We start from the raw sequence: 21,165 nt of genomic DNA on the forward strand, positions 1-21,165 counted from the left end.
CGTGATCGATCTCCGACTTCTGCGCGACAACCCCGACGTCGTCCGCGCGAGCCAGGTGGCCCGCGGTGACGACCCCGACCTCGTGGACGTGGCGCTCGACGCCGACGCGCGCCGCCGCTCCTCTCTGACCGAGTTCGAGAACCTGCGCGCGGAGCAGAAGTCCCTGGGCAAGCAGGTGGCGCAGGCGCAGGGCGACGAGAAGCAGGCGCTGCTGGCCCACACCAAGCAGCTCGCGCAGGACGTCAAGCAGCACCAGGCCGCCGCGGCCGAGGCCGAGCAGGAGCTCGACCGGGTGCTGTACTCGATCGCCAACGTGATCGAGGGCGCGCCCGCGGGCGGCGAGGAGGACTTCATCGAGGTCAAGCAGGTCGGTACCCGCCGCGACTTCGCGGCCGAGGGCTTCGAGCCCAAGGACCACCTGGAGCTCGGCGAGGGCCTGCGCGCGATCGACACCAAGCGCGGCGCCAAGGTCTCCGGGGCGCGGTTCTACTTCCTCACCGGCATCGGTGCCCGGCTGGAGCTGGCGCTGCTCAACATGGCGATGGACCAGGCCGTGGAGCAGGGCTTCACGCCCATGATCACGCCCACCCTCGTCAAGCCCGAGACCATGCAGGGCACGGGGTTCCTGGGCGCGCACGCCGACGAGATCTACCGCCTGGAGAAGGACGACCTCTACCTGGTCGGCACCTCGGAGGTGGCGCTCGCGGGCTACCACAGCGACGAGATCGTGGACCTGTCCGACGGTCCCCTGCGGTACGCCGGCTGGAGCGCGTGCTACCGCCGTGAGGCCGGGTCGGCGGGCCGCGACACGCGCGGCATCATCCGCGTGCACCAGTTCCACAAGGTCGAGATGTTCAGCTACTGCGCCCCCGAGGACGCGGCGGCCGAGCACCAGCGCCTGCTGGGCTGGGAAGAGGCCATGATGGCCAAGGTCGAGCTGCCCTACCGCGTCATCGACACGGCGGCGGGCGACCTGGGCTCCTCGGCGGCCCGCAAGTTCGACTGCGAGGCGTGGCTGCCCACGCAGGAGCGCTGGCTGGAGCTCACCTCGACGTCGAACTGCACCACGTTCCAGGCCCGTCGCCTGGGGGTCCGCGAGCGGACCGAGGACGGCTCGACCCGGAACGTCGCGACCCTGAACGGCACGCTGGGCACCACCCGCTGGATCGTCGCGATCCTGGAGAACCACCAGCAGCCGGACGGCTCGGTGCACGTCCCGGAGGGCCTGCGCCCGTACCTGGGCGGCCTGGAGGTCCTGGAGCCGGTGAAGTAAGGGTGGTCGGCCGAATGTCAGGTGATCGGCAGCTCGAGGCGCCGATCACCTGACATTCTGCCGATCACGACCCATCGGTCCGCTGCCGTTCATCTTCCGGTCGGTAGGCTGCGAGCGTGGCCCGCGACACCGAACGAAAGCTCATCGCCCTCGACATCGACGGCACCCTCGTCACGTACGACGAGGTGCTGTCCGACGCGGCGCGCGAGGCGGTCGCCGCCGTCCGTGCCGCCGGGCACCACGTGGTGCTGGCGTCGGGGCGCTCGCTCATCGCGATGACGCCCGTCGCGGCGGACCTCAAGATCGAGGACGAGTGGATCGTCGCCTCGAACGGTGCCGTCACGGCGCGCATCGACGCGTCCGCGCCGATGGGCTATACCCTGGAACGCGTCGAGACGTTCGATCCCGAACCCGTGCTGCGCATGCTCAAGGTGGAGCTGCCGCACGCACGCTACGCGGTCGAGGATGTCGGCGTAGGCTTCCGGATGACCGAGCTCTTTCCTGAGGGCGAGCTGAACGGGGAGCACCGCGTGGTGGACTTCGAGGAGCTCTGGGCCGGCGACGTCACGCGCGTCGTGGTCCGCAGCCCCGGGGAGACGAGCGCGGAGTTCCACGAGATCGCAGCGCGTCTCGGGTTCGACGACGTCACGTACGCCGTCGGCTGGTCCGCGTGGATGGACATCGCACCGCAGGGCGTGACCAAGGCGTCGGCCCTTGAAGTGGTACGCAAGGAGCTCGGCGTGGCGGCCGAGAACACCGTCGCCGTGGGTGACGGCAGCAACGACATCGACATGCTGCGGTGGGCAGCACGGGGCGTGGCGATGGGGCATGCGTCCGAGCCGGTGCAGGCTGCGGCAAACGCCGTGACCGGCTCGATCGACGACGACGGTGTGGTGGACGTCCTCCGCTCGCTGCTCTGAGTCGGCAAGATCCCGCGGGCGACGACGCGGGTGAAAGTTATCCGTGCAAAGGTATGGATCACAGGGCGAATGCCTGTACATTTGGGCGCGATCCGTCGAAGGGTGACGGCGCTCACGGTGCCATGGGGGTACGTGATGATCCTGGACGACCAATCGGTGTCCATGCGGGTGCGCAACGATGCGCCTCACCTGGTCGCCCTCGACATCGACGGGACCCTGTTGGTCACCGGGCAGCCCGTGCCCGGGCCGACGGTTCTGGCCGTGCAGCTCGTGCGTGGCCGGAAGCATCACGTGGTCCTGGCGTCGGGACGGTCGTTGACGGGGATCCTGCCCGTGGCCAAGGAGCTCGGGATCACCGACGGCTGGGTGGTCGCCTCCAACGGCGCGGTGACGGCGCGGCTCTGCGCCACGTGCACCAACGGCTACATGCTCGAGGACGTCCTGACGTTCGACGTCGGCCCCGTGGCCAGGATGGCGCTGAGCCGGTTCCCCGACGTGCAGATCGGCGTCGAGGAGATCGGCATCGGCTACCGCGTGAACCGGCTGTTCGAGCCGCACGAGGTCAACGGCGCCCAGCGCGTGGTCGGCGTCGACGAGCTGGGCATGATGCCCGCCTCGCGCGCGATCCTGCGGGGGCCCGACGTGCTGGACCTGCTGGAGCCGCTCCGCCGGCACGGCGTGACCGCCACGGAGGCCGGGCCTGACTGGATCGACGTGACCCCGCGGCACCTGAGCAAGGCGACGTCGCTGGAGAACATCCGCTCCACGCTCGGCGTCCCGCGGCACAACACGCTCGCCGTCGGCGACGGCCTGAACGACATCGAGATGCTGAGCTGGGCCGCCCGCGCCGTCGCGATGGGCCACGCTCCTGCCGCCGTGAAGGCGATCGCGAACGAGACCGTGGGCGACATCTCGCAGCACGGCGTGATCCAGGCGCTGAAGACCCTCATCTGACGCCCACCCTGCCGAAGTAGAACCCCAGCGCTTCTACTTCGCCCTGGTTCTACTTCGGCGGGACGAGTGTCAGCGCGCCGTGAGGATCAGCGGGCCGTCCGGCGTGATCGCGATCGTGTGCTCCGAGTGGGCACCGCGTGAGCCGTCCGCCGAGCGGAGCGTCCAGCCGTCGGGGTCGGTGAAGATCTCGTCCGTGGTCTCCAGGAACCACGGCTCGACCGCGATCACCAGGCCCGGCTTGAGCGGGAAGCCACGACCCGCCCGGCCGTTGTTCGGCACGTGCGGGTCGCCGTGCATGGTGCGGCCCACGCCGTGCCCGCCGAAGTCGGTGTTGACCGAGTAGCCGGCGGCGTGCGCCACCTCGGCGATCGCCGAGGAGATGTCGCCGATCTTCTTGCCCGGCTGCGCGGCGGCGATGCCGGCCTCCAGCGCCACCTCGGTGGTGCGGATCAGCTTGACGTCCTGCGCGGCGCGGGCCGGGTCGGGCTCGCCCACCACGATGGACAGCGCGGAGTCGGAGACCCAGCCGTTCACGGACGCCGCGAAGTCGATCGACAGCAGGTCGCCGTCCTCGAGCGCGTAGTCGTAGGGCAGGCCGTGCAGCACGGCGTCGTTCACCGAGGTGCAGATGACCTTGCCGAACGGCATCGCGCCGAACGACGGGTGGTAGTCGATGTAGCACGACTCGGCGCCCTGGTCGCGGATCATCTTGTGCGCGATCTCGTCGAGCTCGAGGAGGTTCACCCCGACGCCCGCGGCCTCGCGGACGGCGAGCAGCACGTCGGCGACGAAGCGTCCCGCCGGGCGCATCTCCTCGATCTCGCGCGGCGTCCTCAGCTCGATCATGTCCGTCCTTCCGTAGGGGCACCAGGGCTCTGGCGGGACAAGCCTACGTCCCGCCGCCGACACGCCGTCCGGCACGCGCGGACGCGTTGCGTGCGTTCTACCCGGGGTTTCACCCCGCATGGGTCACAGGGGTGATTGCAACGATTTCGTAATGCAAGGTGATGCTGTATGGGCTTGCATTGGATCGAGAACCACGGTTGCGTTGAGGTCGGGCAACCCGGCAGTCTGCCGGTCCGTACCCGCAAGTCAGAGGGTTCTGAGCCCACGAAGCAGTGGAGGAGCACGAGATGACTATCCGGATGGCTTCCAAGCGCCGAGTGGTCGCCCTGGCGGCGACCGGCGCGAGCCTGGCCCTGGTCCTGGCGGCCTGTGCCGACACCGACGACGGCGGCGGCGAGGACGGCGGCGGCGAGGCCACCCAGGCCACGATCGACTGCGCCGCCTATGAGGAGTTCGGTGACCTCGAGGGCACCGAGGTCAGCGTCTACACGACGATCGTGGAGCCGGAGGCGGAGACCCAGACGGCGTCGTACAAGCCGTTCGAGGACTGCACCGGCGTGACGATCAACTACGAGGGCTCGCGCGAGATGGAGGCCCAGCTTCCCGTCCGCGTCCAGGCCGGCAACCCGCCGGACATCGCGATCCTGCCGCAGCCGGGTCTGCTCCAGACGCTGGTCAACGACTACGACGCGGTCCTCCCGGCCCCGGAGCAGGTCGAGGCCAACGTCGACGAGGGCTGGGCCCCGGAGTGGAAGGAGTACGGCACCGTCGACGGCACGTTCTACGCCGCGCCGCTGGGCTCCAACGTCAAGTCGTACGTCTGGTACTCGCCCTCGATGTTCGAGGAGGCGGGCTACGAGGTCCCGACGACCTGGGACGAGATGATGGAGCTCACGGCCACCATCGCCGAGGGCAACGAGGGCGCTGTCCGCCCCTGGTGCGCGGGCGTGGAGTCCGGTGACGCCACCGGCTGGCCGGGCACCGACTGGATCGAGGACGTCGTGCTCCGCACCGCGGGCCCGGACGTCTACGACCAGTGGTACACCCACGAGATCCCGTTCAACGACCCGCAGATCGTCGACGCGTTCGACACCGCGGGCGAGATCCTCAAGAACCCGGAGTACGTGAACGGCGGACTCGGCGACGTCAACTCGATCGCCACGTCCACCTGGACCGACGCGGGCTACCCGATCCTGGACGGCAACTGCTGGATGCACCGCGCCGCGAACTTCTACCAGACGCAGTGGCCCGAGGGCACCGAGGTGGCCCCGGACGGCGACGTCTACGCGTTCTACCTGCCGGCGCAGACGGCCGACGAGAAGCCGACGCTGGTCGCCGGTGAGTTCATCGGTGCCTTCGCCGACCGTCCCGAGGTGCAGGCCTTCCAGACCTACCTGTCCAGCGCGGACTGGGCCAACGCCAAGGCGCAGGCCACCCCGGCCGGCGGCTGGGTGAGCGCCAACAGCGGTCTGGACCCGGAGCTGCTCGCGACGGACTTCGACCGGCTCTCCGCCGAGATCCTCGCCGACCCGGCCACCGTGGCCCGGTTCGACGCGTCGGACCTCATGCCGGCCGCGGTCGGTACCGACTCGTTCTGGAACGGCATCACCGAATGGTTCGCCAGCGACCTGAGCAGCCAGCAGGTCACCGACCGGATCGAGGACTCCTGGCCGTCGAACTGACGCCCGGCCCTCGACCATGACGCGCGGAGGCGTGGGACTTGGAGTCCCACGCCTCCGCCGTCCTAGTCTGAGGGGTGGGACCAGTCAAGGACGACCGGACCAGGACAGCGACAGGAGATAGCCATGGACTGGCTGCTGTATGCCGGGGATGACACCGGGCACAAGTTTCTGCTGATGATCATCGCGATCGTGCTGTTCGTCGCGCTGATGGGCATCATCCTCTTCGTGGTCGACCGGCCACGAAATCCCTCCCGCTGGTTCGTCGGCTTCGGGTTCGTGGGCGCGGCGCTGCTGCTCCTCACGATCGGCCTCGTGTACCCGGCGATCCGCACCATCATCAACTCGTTCATGAACCGCAACAGCACGGAGTTCGTGGGCCTGGACAACTACATCGTGGCCTTCACCGAGCCACAGTTCCTCATCGTGCTCGGCAACACGGCGCTCTGGGTGCTGGTCGCGCCGCTGGTCGCCACGTTCCTCGGCCTCGTGTACGCCTACCTGGTCGACAAGAGCCGGTTCGAGGCGCTGGCCAAGGGGCTCGTGTTCCTCCCCATGGCCATCTCCATGGTGGGCGCGTCGATCATCTGGAAGTTCGTCTACGAGTTCAAGCCCGCAGGCGTGAACCAGACCGGCCTGCTCAACCAGTTCATCGTCTGGCTGGGCGGCGAGCCGCAGCAGTTCCTGCTCAGCCGGCCGCTGAACACCTTCCTGATCATGGTGGTGTTCATCTGGATCCAGGCGGGCTTCGCGATGACGCTGCTGTCGGCGTCCATCAAGGCGATCCCCGACGACATCGTCGAGGCCGCGCGGCTGGACGGCGTCTCCGGCGTCGGCATGTTCTGGCGCATCACCATCCCGAGCATCCGGCCCGCCCTGGTCGTCGTGCTCACCACCATCGCGATGACGACGCTCAAGACGTTCGACATCGTCAGAACGATGACGGCAGGCCAGTTCAACACCTCGATCGTGGCCCTGGAGTTCTACGACCAGCGGTTCCGGCAGAACGAGGCGGGCCTGAGCGCGGCGCTGGCCGTGCTGCTGTTCGTCATCGTGATCCCGGTGATCATCTACAACGTGCGCCAGCAGCGCCTCTCGGAGGATGTCCGATGAGCACCGTGAAGACAGCCGACGCGGCACCCGAGGTGCCCCGGTCGAAGGCCGACATCAGCGGCCGTGCCCGCAAGGCACGCAAGGCGCTGTCCAACCCGTGGGCGAGCACCCTCGCCGTCGTCATCGCCATCCTCTGGACCATCCCGACGGTCGGCCTGCTCATCACGTCGTTCCGGCCGGAGCTGGACATCCGGCAGAGCGGCTGGTGGACGGTGTTCGGCTCGGCGTTCGCCGGCGAGGGCGTGTTCTCGCTGCAGAACTACGAGACCGCGCTGTTCGACGGGTCGACCAACCTGATCGTGTTCTTCGTGAACTCGTTCGTGGTCACGCTGCCCGCGGTGTTCATCCCGATCACCCTGGCGCTCCTGGCCGCGTACGGGTTCGCCTGGGTCGACTTCAAGGGCGCGGACTTCCTGTTCATCGCGGTGTTCGCCCTGCAGATCGTGCCGATCCAGATCACGCTCGTGCCGCTGCTGTCGGCCTACGTGGACCTGGGCATCAACGGCTCGTTCTGGACCATCTGGTTGTCGCACTCGATCTTCGCGCTGCCGCTGGCGATCTTCCTGCTGCACAACTTCATGAAGGAGATCCCGAGGTCCCTGGTCGAGGCGGCGCGCATGGACGGCGCCGGCCACGTGCAGGTCTTCTTCCGGGTGGTGCTGCCGCTGCTCACCCCGGCGCTTGCCGCGTTCGCCATCTTCCAGTTCCTGTGGGTGTGGAACGACCTGCTGGTCGCGCTGGTCATGGGTGACCTGAACACGTTCCCGCTCACGGTCCGGGTGGCCGAGCTCGCGGGTTCGCGCGGTGGTGACTGGCACGTGCTGTCGGCCGGTGCGTTCATCTCGATGATCGTGCCGCTGATCGTGTTCCTGTCGCTGCAGCGCTACTTCGTGCGCGGCCTGCTGGCGGGTTCGGTCAAGGGCTGACCCCATCCCGCCGAAGTTCCCTTCGAGGCCCGGGTTTTCTCCGCTTTGAGCGATGCCAAAGCGGAGAAACCCGGGCCTCGAACTTCACGCCGAAGGGGCCTCGCGGGCCAGCAGGCTCTCCTTGATCGGCAGCCCGTAGCGGAACCCGCCGAGCGTGCCGTCCGTGCGCAGGATGCGGTGGCACGGCACGAACAGCGCGGCCGCGTTCATGGCGCACGCCCCGGCCGCCGCGCGGACGGCCGCCGGCCGTCCGGTCCGCGCCGCGTACTCGCTGTACGTCAGCCGCTCGCCGGCCTTCACCTCGCGCAGCACGTCCCACGCGTGCGTCCGGTACGGTCCGCTCGCCTGGAGCACCGGGACGCGCCCGGGCGCCCCGTGGTCGCCGTCGTAGTAGGCGCGGACGGCGTCCGCGGCCTCGGCGAGCAGCCCCGTCGGGTGCGTGTCCCGGACGTCGCCCGACGGGCGCAGCGTCGGGTGGACCAGGGCGAGGAGCGCGCCGACGTCGTCCGTCCAGCCGGCGGCCAGCACCTGCTCCCGCGTCTCGGCGGCGGCCCGGCCGCCGTCGACGGCGGGGACCGCCGCGACGACGACGCTGAAGGGGCCGTCCGGGGTGATGAGGGTCGTGGTCTTCATGTTCTTCCTTCCGGGAGTTCGAGCTGTCGGACGCACAGGTCACTCGGGTGACCTGGAGGCCTGACACGTCAGGCGGAGCGCCAGAGGTGCATCGCGGCGTACGAGCGCCAGGGCGCCCAGGCCGCGCCGCGCAGGGCGAGCTCCTTGAACTGGTGGGGCCGGGACTCCTCGGCGGAGACCAGCCCGAGGTTGCGGGCCCCGGCGAGCAGCGCGACGTCCCCGTCCATGAGCACGTCCGGGTCGCCGAGCACGCGCAGCGCCACGTACCCGGCCGTCCACGGGCCGATGCCCGGCCGGGCCACGAGGCGACGCCGCAGGTCGTCGGGGTCGTCGCCGACGCTCAGGGTGAGGGTCCCGTCCGCGAGGTCCCGGGCCGCGCCGAGCACGGTCGCGAGCGTCCGGGCGGGCAGCCGGAGGTAGGCGGCGCCGTCCTGAGCGGACGGGACGTCGCCGGAGCCCGGTTCAGGGGGACCGGCGATCTGCCTCGGGGTCGGGAACAGCCTGGTCAGGCCCTCGAACGCCGAGACGTACGGGGTGCCCACGCCGTGCGCGAGCCGCGTCAGGTGCGTCCGAGCGGCGGCGACGCTGATCTGCTGCCCCACGATCGCGCGGACGAGCAGCTCGGCCGGGTCCAGCGTGCCGGGCACCCGGATTCCCGGGACCGCAGCGACCGACGGCCCGAGCACCGGGTCGGCCGCGAGCGAGGAGTCGACGGCGACCGGGTCGGCGTCGAGATCCAGCAGCCGACGCACGCGCGCGACGGCGACCGGCGCGTCCGCGAGGTCGGCGAGCTCGAGGTCCAGGTCGACGCGTCCGCTGCCCGGGCGGGGCACGCGCACCTCGAACGCGCCGGGGCCGTGCGGCAGGACGACGGTCCGGGCGTACCGGAGCACGGGGGCGGTGGTTCGTGCGGGGCTCGGTGGGGTGGACGAGCCGGTGGTGCCCCCGGCGCCTTCCGCGCTGTCCGTCCCCAGGTCCGCGGACTCCACGCCCTCGATCGCGCGCACGGCCAGGAACTCCAGCACGCCGCGCGCGTCGAACGGCTCACGCACGGGCAGCGTGAGCGAGATGCGCACAGGCTCGCCAGCCGTGGCACCGAGATCGGTCGGATGACCTGAGCTCGGTCCGTCAACCGACCGAGCTCGCGACGTCCGACCGATCTCACCGTGAGTACCCGACCGCGCCGGGCGCCGGGTGCGGGCGCGCAGCTCCGACGGCGTCGCGCCGAAGACCTCGGCCACGGTGTCGTTGAACTGCCGGATCGAGCCGAACCCGGCGGCGAACGCGACGTCGGCCAGGCGTAGCGAGGTGCCGACCAGGAGGGTGCGCGCCGTCTGCGCGCGCTGCGCCCGGGCGAGGGCCAGCGGCCCGGCGCCCAGCTCGCCGACCAGCAGCCGGTGGAGCTGCCGCTCGGAGTAGCCCAGGCGCTGCGCCAGGCCGGAGACGCCCTCGCGGTCGACCACGCCGTCGGCGACCAGGCGCATGGCGCGGCCCGTGAGGTCACGGCGCAGGTCCCACGCGGGCGTGCCCGGGGCGGCCTCGGGCAGGCACCGCTTGCACGCGCGGAAGCCGGCCTCGTGCGCGGCGGCGGACGTCAGGTAGAACGAGACGTTCTCGGCCTTCGGCGTGCGTGCCGGGCACGAGGGTCGGCAGTAGATTCCGGTGGTACGGACCGCGGTGTAGAACTGCCCGTCGAAGCGGGAGTCGCGCGCGGCGATGGCGCGGTAGCGCTCGGTGAACGCGGGATCGCGGAGCTCGACGTCGGTCATGTCCACCATCCTGCGCCCCGTCCGGGCGCGGCGGCTAGCGGGATTCAGACACGGCAGTGAGTGCCGTCAGGCGTGCCTCCAGGCCGCCGCGGACGCCGGGCCACTCGTCCGACAGGATCGAGAAGTACAGGGTGTCGCCCTCCGAGCCGTCCGGTGCGATGCGGTGCGCGCGCAGCCGGCCCTCCTCGCGGGCACCCAGCTTGAGGATCGCCGCGCGGGACCTCGTGTTCCGCGCGTCGCAGCGCAGCGCTACCCGGCGCAGCCCCAGCTCCTCGAAGGCGTGCCGCAGCAGCATCAGCTTGCACGCCGGGTTGGTGGCGCCCGCCCACCAGTCCCGGCCGTAGAACGTCGAGCCGATCTCGACGCGGCGCTGCCCGGTGTTGAGCTCGTAGAACCGGGTCGAGCCGCGCACCGCGCCGTCGGACCCGAGCACCGCGAACGCGAGGTGGTCGGGCGCCGCGACCGCGGCGTCCACGTACGCCTCCATCGCGGGGACGGTGTCGGGGAGGGCGCTGGTCATGCCGGCCCAGAGCTGGTTGTCGACCAGTGCGGACAGGGCCGGCGCGTGGTCGCGTGTCAGCGGTTCGAGGCGGACGCCGTGGGCGGCCAGGCGGAGATCGTGCTGCATGGCGCCATCCCACCACGCGCGCGGTGCCCCGGGCCGACGTGTCCAGCGCCAGGGGTTGCGTCCACGCCTGCGCTCACCGCAGGTCCCGGAGGTACGCCGCCGCACCCCCGTAGCCCTCGGTCCGCCGCTCGTCCAGGGTGGCGATGATGAGCAGCACCCCGCCGGCCGCCGCGAGCGTGAGCATCCACGGCACCGCCGAGATCTCGGTCCCGAGCTGGCTGACGAACACGATCAGCACCTCGACGGGCAGCACCCAGACCCCCAGCAGGAACGGCGCCGCGAGCCCGCGGCGGGACCCGACCAGCACCCCGGTCAGGGCCACGGCGACGACGAGCACGGCCCGCCACGTCTGCGGGTCCGTGAACGTCGCGAGCACCGAGGGCCCGAGCAGCGCCAGGATCCCGGGCCCCAGCAGGGCCCACGAGCCCGTCCAGCCCACGGGCCAGCCCACCAGGGTGCGCGCCGGGACCCGGGCGGAGTCGGGTCCGCCCACCTTGGTGTGCGCCTCCCACTCGCCGAGCGCGAAGCACCCGGCCACGACAAGCCCCACACCGAGCGGCACGGAGAACACCTCGACCCGCAGCTCCCGCGGCACCCAGGCCGCGATGCCCGCCGCCAGGGCAGCCATCCAGACGGCCCAGGACGGGACACCCGTGGTGTGCCCGCGCAGCAGCCGCCGTGCGACCACCACGAGGAGCACGAGCAGCGCGACCTCCAGCACCCAGAGCGTGACGATGGCGCCCCAGTGCGGCTCGGTGTTCGCCACGGCCCCCACGGTGAGGAAGAGCAGCGCCGGGACGCGGCCCGCGGTGTCGGTCGCGCGCCGCAGGCGGGCCGACGGCGCACCCGGCCGGGCACCGCCGACGGCCACGAGGGCGAGCGCACCCGCCGCGAGTGCCCAGCCCAGACCTGTCGCGAACCGGACGCCCGCATCACCGACCGTGGACCCCGCCACCTGCAGGGACTCGACGGTCAGACCCGCACCCGCGAGCAGCACGGCGCCCGCCAGCAGCGTCCGGGCCCGTGCAGCCCACCCGGCCGACACGATCGGCCACCTCCGGAGCACGAGGATCGCGAGCGTCAGGACCAGGCCGGTCACCAGCAGGACCCAGGCGCGCGGGTCCCCCGGGGTCGTGCCGAGGGCGAGCGTCAGGTCGCTCGGCACCAGCGCGAGCACGAGGCCCGCGGCGACGAGCCGCCAGCCGTGGGTCCCGACCCGCCGGGCGAGCAGCGCCCCGACGAGCACCGCGCCGACGGCGGGCGGGAGGGTGTAGGCCTCGACGAGCCGCACGCCGCCGTCGGCCAGCGCGGTCCAGGCCGCCGCGGTCGCGAGGGCGCCGGCGGCCCACCAGACGCGGGTGCGGTCGGGCTCGCGCGCCACGACCCCGGCGCCGACGGCGAGGAGCAGCAGCACGGCCACCGCGACGTCGGGCCCGGCGGCCGGGCGACCGTAGGCCAGGCCGATCGTGATCGCGCCGGTGACCACCACGCTCAGCTCGAGCATGCCGCGCACCAGCGCGCCGACGCCGCCGGCGTCCGGCACCCGGCGGGCGAGGAAGCCGGCCACGCGCGGCGCCCCGCCCGCGACGACGGCGACCGCCGCCGCGATCACGGGCAGCAGCACGGGCGAACCGCTGAGCGGGAGCAGCATGGCGCCCGCGCTCACGATCGCCACCGCGGTGGTGGGCAGCACCAGGCCCGCGGCCAGCACCCGGACGGCCGGCGCGAGCCCGGCCCGCCGGGTGAGCAGCAGCACGAGCTCCAGGAGCAGCATCGCGGCGGCCGCCCCGGCGGACCACCAGGTGCGGTCGAGCACCACGGTGTACACCCCGAGCGCGAACGGCACGGCCGTCACGCCGAGCACGGCGAACCACTCGGCGCGGGCCACGCGCGTGCCGACGGTTACCGCGACCGCCGTCAGCGAGGCCGCAGCCGACACGGTGCACACGGCGGCGACCCAGCCGAACCCGAGCCAGTCCAGCCAGACACCGCCCACGACCAGCGCGTACGCGTACGCGCCACCGACGAGGGCGGGGTGCGAGACGCGCGGCAGGGCCGCGCGCGCGGCCAGCGCGAGCGGCACGGCGACGGCGGCGGCGAGCAGCACCGTGGGCCGGCTCTGCCACGAGCCGACCGTCAGCAGGACGAGGGCGGCGCAGGCACCGGTCAGTGCGGCCGGACGCCAGGCCGCGCCCTCCCGCGGGTCCATCGCGGAGCCGCCGGGCCGCACGGTGAGCCGCATCGCCCGGCGCAGGCCGTCTGCCCCGGCCCGCGCGGCGGTGACGACGGCGCGCAGCCCGCGCCAGGAGCGCGCCGGCTCGGCAGTCGCCGCCAGCAGCACGGCGGCGAGGACCGCCAGCAGCGCGAGCGACGTCGTCGCGGCCAACCGGGCGTGCAGGGCGGCGGTGACGCCGAGGCCCACCGTCGCCCACGGCGCGAGGCCCCGCGCGGCCAGCACCAGGGGCGCGGGCGGCCGCCCCGCCGGACCTGCCGCGACACCGAGCCGGGACGCGGCCAGCACCAGGGCGGCCAGCACGAGCGTGCCGAGAACGCTCAGCCCGCGGACGTCCGCCGGCAGGAACGGGCCGCCGAGCGGAGCCTCGCCCGGCGCCCGCGCGGGGGCGACGCCGAGGGGACCCGCCAGCACCTCCAGCACGCGCAGCGCGGACAGCCACACGGCCGGGACGGCCGAGAGCACCGCGACGAGCCACGCCGCGAGCAGCAGGTCGGCACGCGTGCGGGCGGCGGGCACGAGTCCTCGCCCGCGCCCGGCGACCAGCGCGGTCAGCGTCACGGCGAGCACCGCCCACGCGACGCCCGCCGCCGCGGGCAGCACCCACAGGAACTCGATGCCGTCCCACTCCGTGAGGAACAGGGCGGCGACCGCGCCGAGCGCCCCGGCGGCGAAGGTCCACCAGCGGCGGTGCGTGCCGCGCCGCAGCACGGCGGCGACGACGGCGGTTCCCGCCAGCACGGCCGCCGCCTCGGCGTACCCCGGGAGGCCGGCGAGGAACCCTGCCGGCGGCACCAGGAACGCGGTGCAGACGGCCAGCCCGACCCCCAGCGCCTGGGCCACCTCCAGCAGCCGGAGCTCCACCCGCAGCTCCGAGCCGACGCGCGGGCCCGTGACCCGGGCGACCGGCGGCCCCGCCAGCGTGGCCAGCGCGACGAGCAGCGCGCCCGCGCAGACGGCCCACGGCAGCATGCCGTCGTCGTCCGAGAGGGCGAGCGCCGCCGGGAACGCCGCGAACGGTGCCGCGACCAGGCCGGTCGTGACCCAGGCCCGCACCCGCAGGGCGTGCCCGACGGCGACGGCGCCGACCGCGACGGCCGCCCACCAGACGGCGAAGGGCAGCGGGGCGACGTCGGGCAGCGTGAACGTCGTGAGGAGGGCCGCGGGCAGCGCCACGGTGCGGACCACGCCCAGCACCCGCGACTCCCACCGGAGGGCGCCGCCGAGCCGTTCGCCGGCCCGGAGCAGCACGCCGGTCGCGGCGTGCGCCACGAGGCTCGCCGCGACCAGGGCGAGGATCCAGACCCACCGGGGCAGGCCGACGTCGGAGAGGCCCGCCGCGAGCAGCAGCGGGACCAGCGGCGCCGCGACGGCTCCGGCGGCGACCCAGGACCGTACCCGCAGCCGGCTGCCGAGGAGCACGAGCGCTGGAGCGAGCAGCGCGAGCAGGGCCGCGCGCGCGAGGAAGGGCGCGACGCCGCCGAGCAGCCCGGCCTCCAGACCGAGCTCCGCGCACACCCAGCCCAGCGCGACGGCCAGGGTCGCCACGGCCTCCGCCGACGATCGCAGCCCGGCCCGGCGCATCAGCGCCGCCGCCACCACGGAGGCGACCGTGACCGCGAGCGTCGCGACGGTGCGCAGCACGAGCTGGTCGGCGAGGGTGAAGAACACGAACACCACCGCGGAGACGGCGACCAGTGCGGCGCCGACCCCGGCGAGGATCGGCTGGAGGGCCACGGTGCTGCGCAGGCGCGCAGGACCGGCCGCGGGACGGGCGACGGCGCCGGACGACGAGGCGGCGCCGGCCGCGGCGCCCGATCCGGCTGCCGCGAGCCCGCCGGCGGACGTCGTGCGCTGCGCGCCGGACGAGCCCGCCGTTCCGGCCGGAGCCGGGGCGGTCGTGGCCGTCGTCGTCGGGCGCGTGGCGCCTGAGCCGACCTGGCCGGCGGCGCCGGCCGGGGCCGAGCCGGCGGCTTCCCGCCGGGCGTACTCGGCCGCCGCGGGCTGCTCGGCGCGCATCTCGTCGAGGATCCGCTGTCGTTCCTGGATGGCCCGCTCCACGGCGAGCGAGGCCTCGTGCACCTCGATCCCGCGCCGGCCGCCCAGGTCGAGCGCGCAGGTCCCGCAGACGGTGTCGCGGAGGGCCGCGCCGCAGGCCGGGCAGGACACGGTGTCGGGCAGACGCCGCAGCGCATCACGTACCCACGTCTCTTCCATGGGCGGAAGCCTGGCGGAGCCGGACCCTACGAGGACAGCCCGGCACGCCAGGGATCGGTCACAGTTTCATGCCGAATGTGTGTTTCGCCCGTCAGGACGTGACGTCCCGAGGCGTCAGACCTTGGCGTCCAGCCAGTCCAGCACCGTGCTCAGGTACTTCTCCCGGGCCGGCTTCGGGGACAGCGCCAGGTCGTGGGCACCGCCCTCGATGACGGCGATCTCCACGGTCTGCCCCAGCCGCGGCGCGCGGGCGTGCATGTGGGCCACGTCGAGCACCACGTCGGTGCCGAGCTGCTCCGCGACCTCCCCGGCGTCGGACCCCGAGCGGCCGCTGGTGCACACGAGCACCGGGCACCGCACGGACAGCCCGCGCCCGACCGCGCGGTGCCCGCGGCGGATCGCCGCCAGCCACCCGGCCCGCACCGGGAACCCCGCGTACGGCTTCCACCGCAGGTCGTACTCCCACTCGCCGCCGTTGGCGACGTGGAGGGCCCGGCCGTAGCCCTCGCCGAGCCGGGACACGACCAGCCGGGGCGAGACCCGGCCGAGCACGTAGACGGCCTGGGTCACCAGGGTGCGGTCGGACCAGCTGCCCTGGAGGTCGAACCAGGGGCTGTTCAGCACCAGGGCCGTCACCCGGTCGGGGCGCGCGTTCGCGTACATCGAGGTGATGAGGCCGCCCGTCGAGTGCCCCAGGAGCACCAGCCCGGTGTGGCCGTCCGCGGCGATCACGGCGGCGGCCGCGTCGAGGTCCTGCGCGTAGAGCTCCAGGCGGTTGATCATGTTGGCGTCGCGGCCCGCCGTGGTCCACGCGTCCATGGACCGGCCGTGGCCGCGCAGGTCGACGGCATAGAACGGGTAGCCGCGCCCGGCCGCCGCCTCGGCCAGGTGCCGCTGGAAGAAGTAGTCGGTGAACCCGTGGACGTAGAGCACGGGCGGGCGCCCGACCCCCGGCCCGTCGTCGGGCGCGTAGCGGATCAGGGTGGCCTCGGCGCCGCCAGGGAGGTGGAGCGTCCGCGCGTCGAAGCCCGCGCCCAGCACGTCCTCGGTCCAGTCGTTCACCTGGCCAGTGTGCCCGACATGCGCGGCACGCGGCCAGACAACATGCGCTCCCGGCGCAGCGCGGGCAGGAAGCACAGGGCGCCCAGCGTGCTGAACACCCCGCCGATGACCATGGCCGCCTGGGTGGAGAGCAGACCCGCCGTCCAGCCGAGGGCGGGCGCGGCCAGCGAGTAGGCGGCGAACGAGAGCATCGACGCCATCGAGAGCACCGTGGTGCGGTTCCGGGACTCGGCCTCGCGGTGCAGCAGCGCCTGGTAGGCGGGCCCGCACGCGCCGTGCAGCCCGTAGGTCACGAGGTACGCGGCGATCAGACCGACCGGACCGAGCGCGAGCCCCATCCAGACCGTCCCCAGCCCGTTGAGCACACGCGCGACGATCGCCGTCCGGGCCACGCCGAGCCGGGGTGTGGCGAGGCCCGTCAGGGCCGCCCCGCCCGCGAAGACCGCCCAGCCGGCGGCCGCGGCCGGCCCGGAGACCGCGGCCCCGGCCTGCGTGCCGCCCAGGAGCTCGGAGAGCCGGATCGGCTGGAACGTCTCGAAGATCACCATCCCCACGCTCCAGAACACCTCGACGATCAGCAGCCAGCGCAGCACCCGGTTGTCCCGCGCCAGGCGCAGGCCGTCGCGGACCACCCCGGGCGCCTGCCGCGCGGAGTCCAGCACCCGCGCGGCCGCCTTCCGCTCGCCCGACGGCGGGGTCGCCGCCGGTCCGCGCGGCGCCTCGCGGACCAGCAGGACCACGGCGACCAGGTGCACGATCGACAGCGCCCCGTACACCGCGTAGGGCAGCACGAGCGCGGACCACGCGCTCAGCGGGTGCCACCAGACGAGGGCGCCGGAGACCAGCGCGCCCGCAGCGATGGCTACCCCCATCACCGTGCCCTGCGCGGCGAGCGGGCGGTCGACGTCGGATCCGGGCTCGGTGGCGTGCACCGTGTCGACGAACCAGGCCTCCAGCGGGCCGGAGTCGACCGCCCGGAAGACGCCGGTGACCGCGGCGGCGAGGGCGAAGGCCCAGAAGGACTGCGCGGTGAGGAACAGGGCGGCGGCCGCCACCTGCAGCACGGCGGCGGCGACCAGCATCGGGCGCCGGCCGAGCGAGTCGGCGAGGCCACTGGTGGGCAGCTCCAGCGCGAACACGACGAAGCCGCCGACGGACAGCGCCGTGAGCGCCTGCGGCACCGACAGCCCGCGCTCGATCGGCAGCAGCGTGGTGACCGTGACGACCAGCCCGACGGGGAACCAGCGGGTCAGGGTCAGCAGCAGGAAGACCTGCCGGGCGCGGTGCGGGGTCAGGGGGGTCATGGCCGGTCCGTCCCCGAGGTCGTGTCGGCGTCGGCGGTGGAGGTGTCGGCATCGTCCGTGCCCGGCACGTCGTCCGCCTCCAGCGGGAAGGCGGCCTGCCACAGCGTGACGCGGCGGGAGCCGGGGCCGCCCCCGGCCTCCCGGTACCGCTCGAACAGCAGGTCGACGTCCGCGCGGAGCGCCGTGAGCTGCTCGGCGTTCAGGTCGAGCCAGGTGTCGCCCTGGCCCGCGGCGTCCTGCCACTCGCTGGGCCAGGCCTCGGCGACGTCGAGCCAGTGGCCGAACTCGGTGCTGAAGAGCCGCAGGTAGTCGCGCTGCAGCCAGCTCAGGGCCGTCGCGGCGTCCTCGTCGGTGGACAGCTCCGAGGGCGCCCAGCTGTGGGAGCTCGTGGCGGCGCGCCAGAGGCGCTGCTTGCCGGCGCCGTCGCCGGTGTCCGCCACCAGGCCGACGGACTCCAGCTTGCGCAGGTGGTAGCTGGTGGCGCCCGTGTTGGTGCTGAGCGCCGTCGCGAGCGTGGTGGCCGTCGCGGGCCCGCCGCGCCGCAGGGCGCCGAGCAGGCGCGAGCGCAGCGGGTGGGCGAGCACCTTGACGGCCTCAGGGGTGAGGCGGAAGTCGTCCTGGGGAGCGGTCATACGTGCACCGTACACGTGCACAATCTCTGTGCACAAGAGTCGTGCACAAAAATTGTGCACGTGGAGTCTCGTCAGGAGAGCATGACGACGGCGGTCACCACGCCGGCGATCACCACGAGCACCCGGAACACGCTCGGCGGCATCTTGCGGCCGATGCGCGCGCCCACGTACCCGCCCACCACGGATCCCGCGGCGAGCAGCCCGATCGCGAGCCAGTCGAGGTCGGCCACCACCACGAAGATGATCGTGGCGATCAGGTTCGCGGCGAGCAGCGCCACCGTGCGCAGCGCGTTGATGTTCCGCACCGCCAGGTCGGTCCCGAGCCCCAGCACCGCGGCCATCATGACGCCGGCGCCCGCGCCGAAGTAGCCGCCGTACACGCCGGTCAGCACCGAGAACACGACCGTCGCCGGCGACATGCCGTGCCGCAGTCGGGTCGGCTCGTCGCGGGTGCGTCGCAGCCACCTGCTGATCCACGGCTGCACGCCCACCAGCAGGCAGGAGGTCAGGATCAGCCACGGCACGATCGCCTCGAACACGCCGGGCGGGAGCGCGAGCAGCAGCACGGCCCCGCCCACCGACCCGACGGCGCAGGTCACGAGCACGATCAGCGCGACGCGCGGGTGCTCGCGCAGCTCCTGGCGGTAGCCGAACGACCCGCTCAGCCCGGCGGGCACCAGGCCCACGGTGTTCGACGCGTTCGCGACCACGGGCGGCAGGCCCACGGCCAGCAGCACGGGGAAGCTCAGGAGCGAGGCGACGCCGACGGTGGTGGACAGCACGCCCGCGCCGAACCCGGCACCCAGCACGGCGAGGTGCTCCCAGCCGGTCACCGCTCGTCCTCCCGCAGCAGGGCCACGTCGCTGACCATCTCGACGTGCGCGTGCATGGCGGCGGCGGCGGCCTCCGGGTCGCGCGCGCGGATGGCGTCCGTGATGGCGCGGTGCCCGGTCAGGGAGTTGCGGGGCCGGCCGGGCTGCGAGAGCGACTCGATGCGGCTCTCGCGGATCAGGCTGGCGATCTCCCGCATCGTCCGGGCCAGCAGGTCGGAGTGCGCCGCGGCGGTCACTGCCGCGTGGAACTGCTCGTCGGCGTCCACGCCGCGGTCCCCGTGCTCGATCGAGGCCGCCATCGCGTCCAGGGAGGCGTCGATGGCGACGAGGTCGTCCTCGGTGCGGCGCTGCGCGGCCAGGGCGGCGATCTTGGTCTCCAGCGCGTCCCGGATGTCGATGATCTCGGGCATCCGGTCGGCGTGCGCGCGGATGGCCTCGACGATGCGGCTCTCGCCGTGCTTGCCGGTCAGCACGGTGCCGTCGCCGTGCCGCACCACCACCACGCCCACCACCTCGAGCGCCACGAGCGCCTGGCTGAGGGTCGCGCGGCTGACGCCGAGCCGGGCGGCGAGCTCCCGCTCCGGGGGCAGCCGGTCGCCGGCTTTCAGCCCGTTCTGGCTGATCCACGTGGTGATCTGCTCCGCGACCTGCTCGTAGAGGCGGGTGCGGGCCAGCGGGGTCGGCAGTTCGGCGGAAGCCTTCGGGGTCACCACCTGAGGATACTTGACAGAACGGACACTGGCCTATTGGCTAGGCCACTGATCCATCGTGCCTCGTCGGTCAACGGTGACCGCCGCGATGGAGACAGAGGAGTTCTCATGGGTCCTGAGTGGATCGCGATCATCGCGCTCGTCGCGTTGTTCGTCGCCGGGACAGTCCTGCCGATCAACATGGGTGCGCTCGCCTATGTCGCGGCGTGGTTTGTCGGCGTCTTCGCCCTGAACATGGACGAGAAGGAGGTGCTGGGCGGGATCAGCGCCGATCTCGTCCTGACGCTCATCGGCGTCACGTACCTGTTCTCGATCGCCAAGAACAACGGGACCGTCGATCTCATCGTCTCCCAGGCCGTCCGCGCCGTCGGCGGCCGGGTGGCGCTCATCCCCTGGGTCATGTTCGCCGTGACCGCGCTGCTGACCGCCATCGGCGCCGCCAGCCCCGCGGCCTGCGCCATCATCGGTCCGGTCGCGCTCGGGTTCGCCCGCCGCTACAAGATCAACCCGCTCATGATGGGCATGTTCGTGGTGCACGGCGCCCAGGGCGGCGGGTTCTCCCCGATCAGCATCTACGGCACCATCACCAACTCGGTCATGGCCGACGTCGGCTACGAGGGCACCGAGATGGGCGTGTTCGTCGCGTCGCTCGCGATCAACACCGCGATGGCCGTGGTCCTGTTCCTCGCGCTCGGCGGCCGCCAGCTCATGCACGAGCGGGTCGACCCGGCCGAGGCGTCCGACCACCTCGTCGACGACCTGCACCGCGGCGGCACCTCGGTGCTCGCCAGCGGCCAGGGCGCCGGCGTCTCGATGGTCACGCGCGGCCTCGGCGTGCGCCGCGACCACGTGCTCACCCTCGTGGCGTTCGCCGCGGTCGCGACCACGGCGCTCGCGTTCGACCAGAACATCGGCTTCGTCTCGATCACCGCGGCCGTCGCGCTGGCCATGCTCTCCCCGCACCAGCACAAGGACGCCGTCAAGCAGATCGCCTGGCCCACCGTGCTGCTCGTCGCGGGCGTGAGCACCTACGCCGCGATCCTCACCGCGGCGGGCGCACCCGAGTACATCGGCACCTGGGCCGCCGGCCTCGGCATCGCGGCCGTCGGCGCGCTCGTCCTGTGCTACGTGGGCGGGATCGCCTCGGCCTTCGCGTCGTCGACGGCGCTGCTGCCGGTCATCATCCCCATCGCCGTGCCGCTCATCGCCGGAGGCGGCGTGAGCCCCTGGGCCATGGCCGCCGCCCTGGCTGTCTCCTCGACCATCGTCGATGTCAGCCCCTTCTCCACGAACGGAGCCCTGATGCTCGCCAACCGCCCGGACACGGTCTCCGAGCAGGCCTACTACAAGCAGATCCTCAACTACGCCATCATCGTCACCCTCGCGGGGCCGCTGCTGGTCTGGGCCATCCTCGTCCTGCCGGGCTGGTGAGC

At 73.0% G+C, this 21,165-nt stretch carries 17 protein-coding genes; 7 read left to right on the plus strand and 10 right to left on the minus strand.

Going from position 1 to position 21,165, the window contains the following annotated elements; all coding sequences use genetic code 11:
- Position 1 precedes the first annotated feature (1 nt).
- The 3 genes from serS to ACIPN7_RS02280 all read left to right on the plus strand — a co-directional run bounded on the left by serS (position 2) and on the right by ACIPN7_RS02280 (position 3,147).
- Entirely contained in the window at positions 2–1,273 is a 1,272-nt protein-coding gene (gene serS / locus ACIPN7_RS02270) for a serine--tRNA ligase (protein WP_400537564.1), read from the plus strand.
- A 116-nt stretch (positions 1,274–1,389) separates the two neighbouring features.
- Positions 1,390–2,193: an HAD family hydrolase gene (locus ACIPN7_RS02275; RefSeq protein ID WP_400537566.1), complete on the plus strand. Its 804-nt coding sequence runs from the start codon at positions 1,390–1,392 to the stop codon at positions 2,191–2,193.
- Between the two features lie 135 nt (positions 2,194–2,328).
- On the plus strand, positions 2,329–3,147 hold the full coding sequence (locus tag ACIPN7_RS02280) for an HAD family hydrolase (RefSeq protein ID WP_400537568.1): 819 nt from the start codon (positions 2,329–2,331) through the stop codon (positions 3,145–3,147).
- A gap of 69 nt (positions 3,148–3,216) precedes the next feature.
- On the opposite strand, the gene map is transcribed toward ACIPN7_RS02280, so the two are convergent.
- Positions 3,217–3,993 (minus strand): type I methionyl aminopeptidase, encoded by a 777-nt coding sequence (gene map / locus ACIPN7_RS02285; protein WP_400537570.1) that lies wholly within the window; start codon positions 3,991–3,993, stop codon positions 3,217–3,219.
- A gap of 287 nt (positions 3,994–4,280) precedes the next feature.
- Between map and ACIPN7_RS02290 the strand changes: the two genes are divergently transcribed.
- The 3 genes from ACIPN7_RS02290 to ACIPN7_RS02300 all read left to right on the plus strand — a co-directional run bounded on the left by ACIPN7_RS02290 (position 4,281) and on the right by ACIPN7_RS02300 (position 7,711).
- A complete protein-coding gene (locus ACIPN7_RS02290) occupies positions 4,281–5,675 on the plus strand; it encodes an ABC transporter substrate-binding protein (protein ID WP_400537572.1) in 1,395 nt (464 codons plus the stop codon).
- 123 nt (positions 5,676–5,798) lie between these two features.
- The gene (locus ACIPN7_RS02295) at positions 5,799–6,785 is read left to right on the plus strand and encodes a carbohydrate ABC transporter permease (RefSeq protein WP_400537574.1); all 987 of its coding nucleotides are present in this window, start codon (positions 5,799–5,801) and stop codon (positions 6,783–6,785) included.
- Entirely contained in the window at positions 6,782–7,711 is a 930-nt protein-coding gene (locus ACIPN7_RS02300; protein ID WP_285101826.1) for a carbohydrate ABC transporter permease, read from the plus strand. Before ACIPN7_RS02295 ends, ACIPN7_RS02300 begins: the two co-directional genes overlap by 4 nt.
- A gap of 84 nt (positions 7,712–7,795) precedes the next feature.
- On the opposite strand, the gene ACIPN7_RS02305 is transcribed toward ACIPN7_RS02300, so the two are convergent.
- The 9 genes from ACIPN7_RS02305 to ACIPN7_RS02345 all read right to left on the minus strand — a co-directional run bounded on the left by ACIPN7_RS02305 (position 7,796) and on the right by ACIPN7_RS02345 (position 19,735).
- Positions 7,796–8,344: a methylated-DNA--[protein]-cysteine S-methyltransferase gene (locus ACIPN7_RS02305; protein WP_400537577.1), complete on the minus strand. Its 549-nt coding sequence runs from the start codon at positions 8,342–8,344 to the stop codon at positions 7,796–7,798.
- A gap of 68 nt (positions 8,345–8,412) precedes the next feature.
- Positions 8,413–10,113 carry an Ada metal-binding domain-containing protein gene (locus ACIPN7_RS02310; RefSeq protein ID WP_400537579.1) on the minus strand — a complete coding sequence of 567 codons (1,701 nt, stop codon included), beginning with the start codon at positions 10,111–10,113 and terminating at the stop codon, positions 8,413–8,415.
- Between the two features lie 34 nt (positions 10,114–10,147).
- Complete coding sequence (locus ACIPN7_RS02315; RefSeq protein WP_400537581.1) at positions 10,148–10,741, minus strand: GNAT family N-acetyltransferase; 594 nt, start codon at positions 10,739–10,741, stop codon at positions 10,148–10,150.
- A 73-nt stretch (positions 10,742–10,814) separates the two neighbouring features.
- On the minus strand, positions 10,815–15,191 hold the full coding sequence (locus ACIPN7_RS02320) for an SCO7613 C-terminal domain-containing membrane protein (protein ID WP_400537583.1): 4,377 nt from the start codon (positions 15,189–15,191) through the stop codon (positions 10,815–10,817).
- 114 nt (positions 15,192–15,305) lie between these two features.
- A complete protein-coding gene (locus ACIPN7_RS02325; RefSeq protein ID WP_400537585.1) occupies positions 15,306–16,253 on the minus strand; it encodes an alpha/beta hydrolase in 948 nt (315 codons plus the stop codon).
- Positions 16,250–17,557, minus strand: a complete 1,308-nt coding sequence (locus ACIPN7_RS02330; protein WP_400537587.1) for an MFS transporter — start codon at positions 17,555–17,557, stop codon at positions 16,250–16,252. The genes ACIPN7_RS02325 and ACIPN7_RS02330 overlap by 4 nt, the downstream gene beginning before the upstream one ends.
- Positions 17,554–18,189 (minus strand): ArsR/SmtB family transcription factor, encoded by a 636-nt coding sequence (locus tag ACIPN7_RS02335; RefSeq protein WP_400537589.1) that lies wholly within the window; start codon positions 18,187–18,189, stop codon positions 17,554–17,556. The genes ACIPN7_RS02330 and ACIPN7_RS02335 overlap by 4 nt, the downstream gene beginning before the upstream one ends.
- Before the next feature lie 71 nt (positions 18,190–18,260).
- Positions 18,261–19,022 carry a sulfite exporter TauE/SafE family protein gene (locus ACIPN7_RS02340; RefSeq protein WP_400537591.1) on the minus strand — a complete coding sequence of 254 codons (762 nt, stop codon included), beginning with the start codon at positions 19,020–19,022 and terminating at the stop codon, positions 18,261–18,263.
- On the minus strand, positions 19,019–19,735 hold the full coding sequence (locus ACIPN7_RS02345) for a FadR/GntR family transcriptional regulator (RefSeq protein ID WP_400537593.1): 717 nt from the start codon (positions 19,733–19,735) through the stop codon (positions 19,019–19,021). The genes ACIPN7_RS02340 and ACIPN7_RS02345 overlap by 4 nt, the downstream gene beginning before the upstream one ends.
- Before the next feature lie 105 nt (positions 19,736–19,840).
- Between ACIPN7_RS02345 and ACIPN7_RS02350 the strand changes: the two genes are divergently transcribed.
- A complete protein-coding gene (locus ACIPN7_RS02350; protein WP_400537595.1) occupies positions 19,841–21,163 on the plus strand; it encodes an SLC13 family permease in 1,323 nt (440 codons plus the stop codon).
- Positions 21,164–21,165 lie beyond the last annotated feature (2 nt).

Source organism: Promicromonospora sp. NPDC090134 (genome assembly GCF_044746965.1).
GTDB lineage: Bacteria > Actinomycetota > Actinomycetes > Actinomycetales > Cellulomonadaceae > Promicromonospora.

What these genes read in the sequence shown, in the direction of transcription:
- ACIPN7_RS02280 (WP_400537568.1), top strand. Translation starts at nt 2,329, where the DNA reads ATGATCCTGGACGACCAATCGGTGTCCATGCGGGTGCGCAACGATGCG.
- map (WP_400537570.1), bottom strand. Translation starts at nt 3,993, where the DNA reads ATGATCGAGCTGAGGACGCCGCGCGAGATCGAGGAGATGCGCCCGGCG.
- ACIPN7_RS02290 (WP_400537572.1), top strand. Translation starts at nt 4,281, where the DNA reads ATGACTATCCGGATGGCTTCCAAGCGCCGAGTGGTCGCCCTGGCGGCG.
- ACIPN7_RS02295 (WP_400537574.1), top strand. Translation starts at nt 5,799, where the DNA reads ATGGACTGGCTGCTGTATGCCGGGGATGACACCGGGCACAAGTTTCTG.
- ACIPN7_RS02300 (WP_285101826.1), top strand. Translation starts at nt 6,782, where the DNA reads ATGAGCACCGTGAAGACAGCCGACGCGGCACCCGAGGTGCCCCGGTCG.
- ACIPN7_RS02305 (WP_400537577.1), bottom strand. Translation starts at nt 8,344, where the DNA reads ATGAAGACCACGACCCTCATCACCCCGGACGGCCCCTTCAGCGTCGTC.
- ACIPN7_RS02310 (WP_400537579.1), bottom strand. Translation starts at nt 10,113, where the DNA reads ATGACCGACGTCGAGCTCCGCGATCCCGCGTTCACCGAGCGCTACCGC.
- ACIPN7_RS02315 (WP_400537581.1), bottom strand. Translation starts at nt 10,741, where the DNA reads ATGCAGCACGATCTCCGCCTGGCCGCCCACGGCGTCCGCCTCGAACCG.
- ACIPN7_RS02320 (WP_400537583.1), bottom strand. Translation starts at nt 15,191, where the DNA reads ATGGAAGAGACGTGGGTACGTGATGCGCTGCGGCGTCTGCCCGACACC.
- ACIPN7_RS02330 (WP_400537587.1), bottom strand. Translation starts at nt 17,557, where the DNA reads ATGACCCCCCTGACCCCGCACCGCGCCCGGCAGGTCTTCCTGCTGCTG.
- ACIPN7_RS02335 (WP_400537589.1), bottom strand. Translation starts at nt 18,189, where the DNA reads ATGACCGCTCCCCAGGACGACTTCCGCCTCACCCCTGAGGCCGTCAAG.
- ACIPN7_RS02350 (WP_400537595.1), top strand. Translation starts at nt 19,841, where the DNA reads ATGGGTCCTGAGTGGATCGCGATCATCGCGCTCGTCGCGTTGTTCGTC.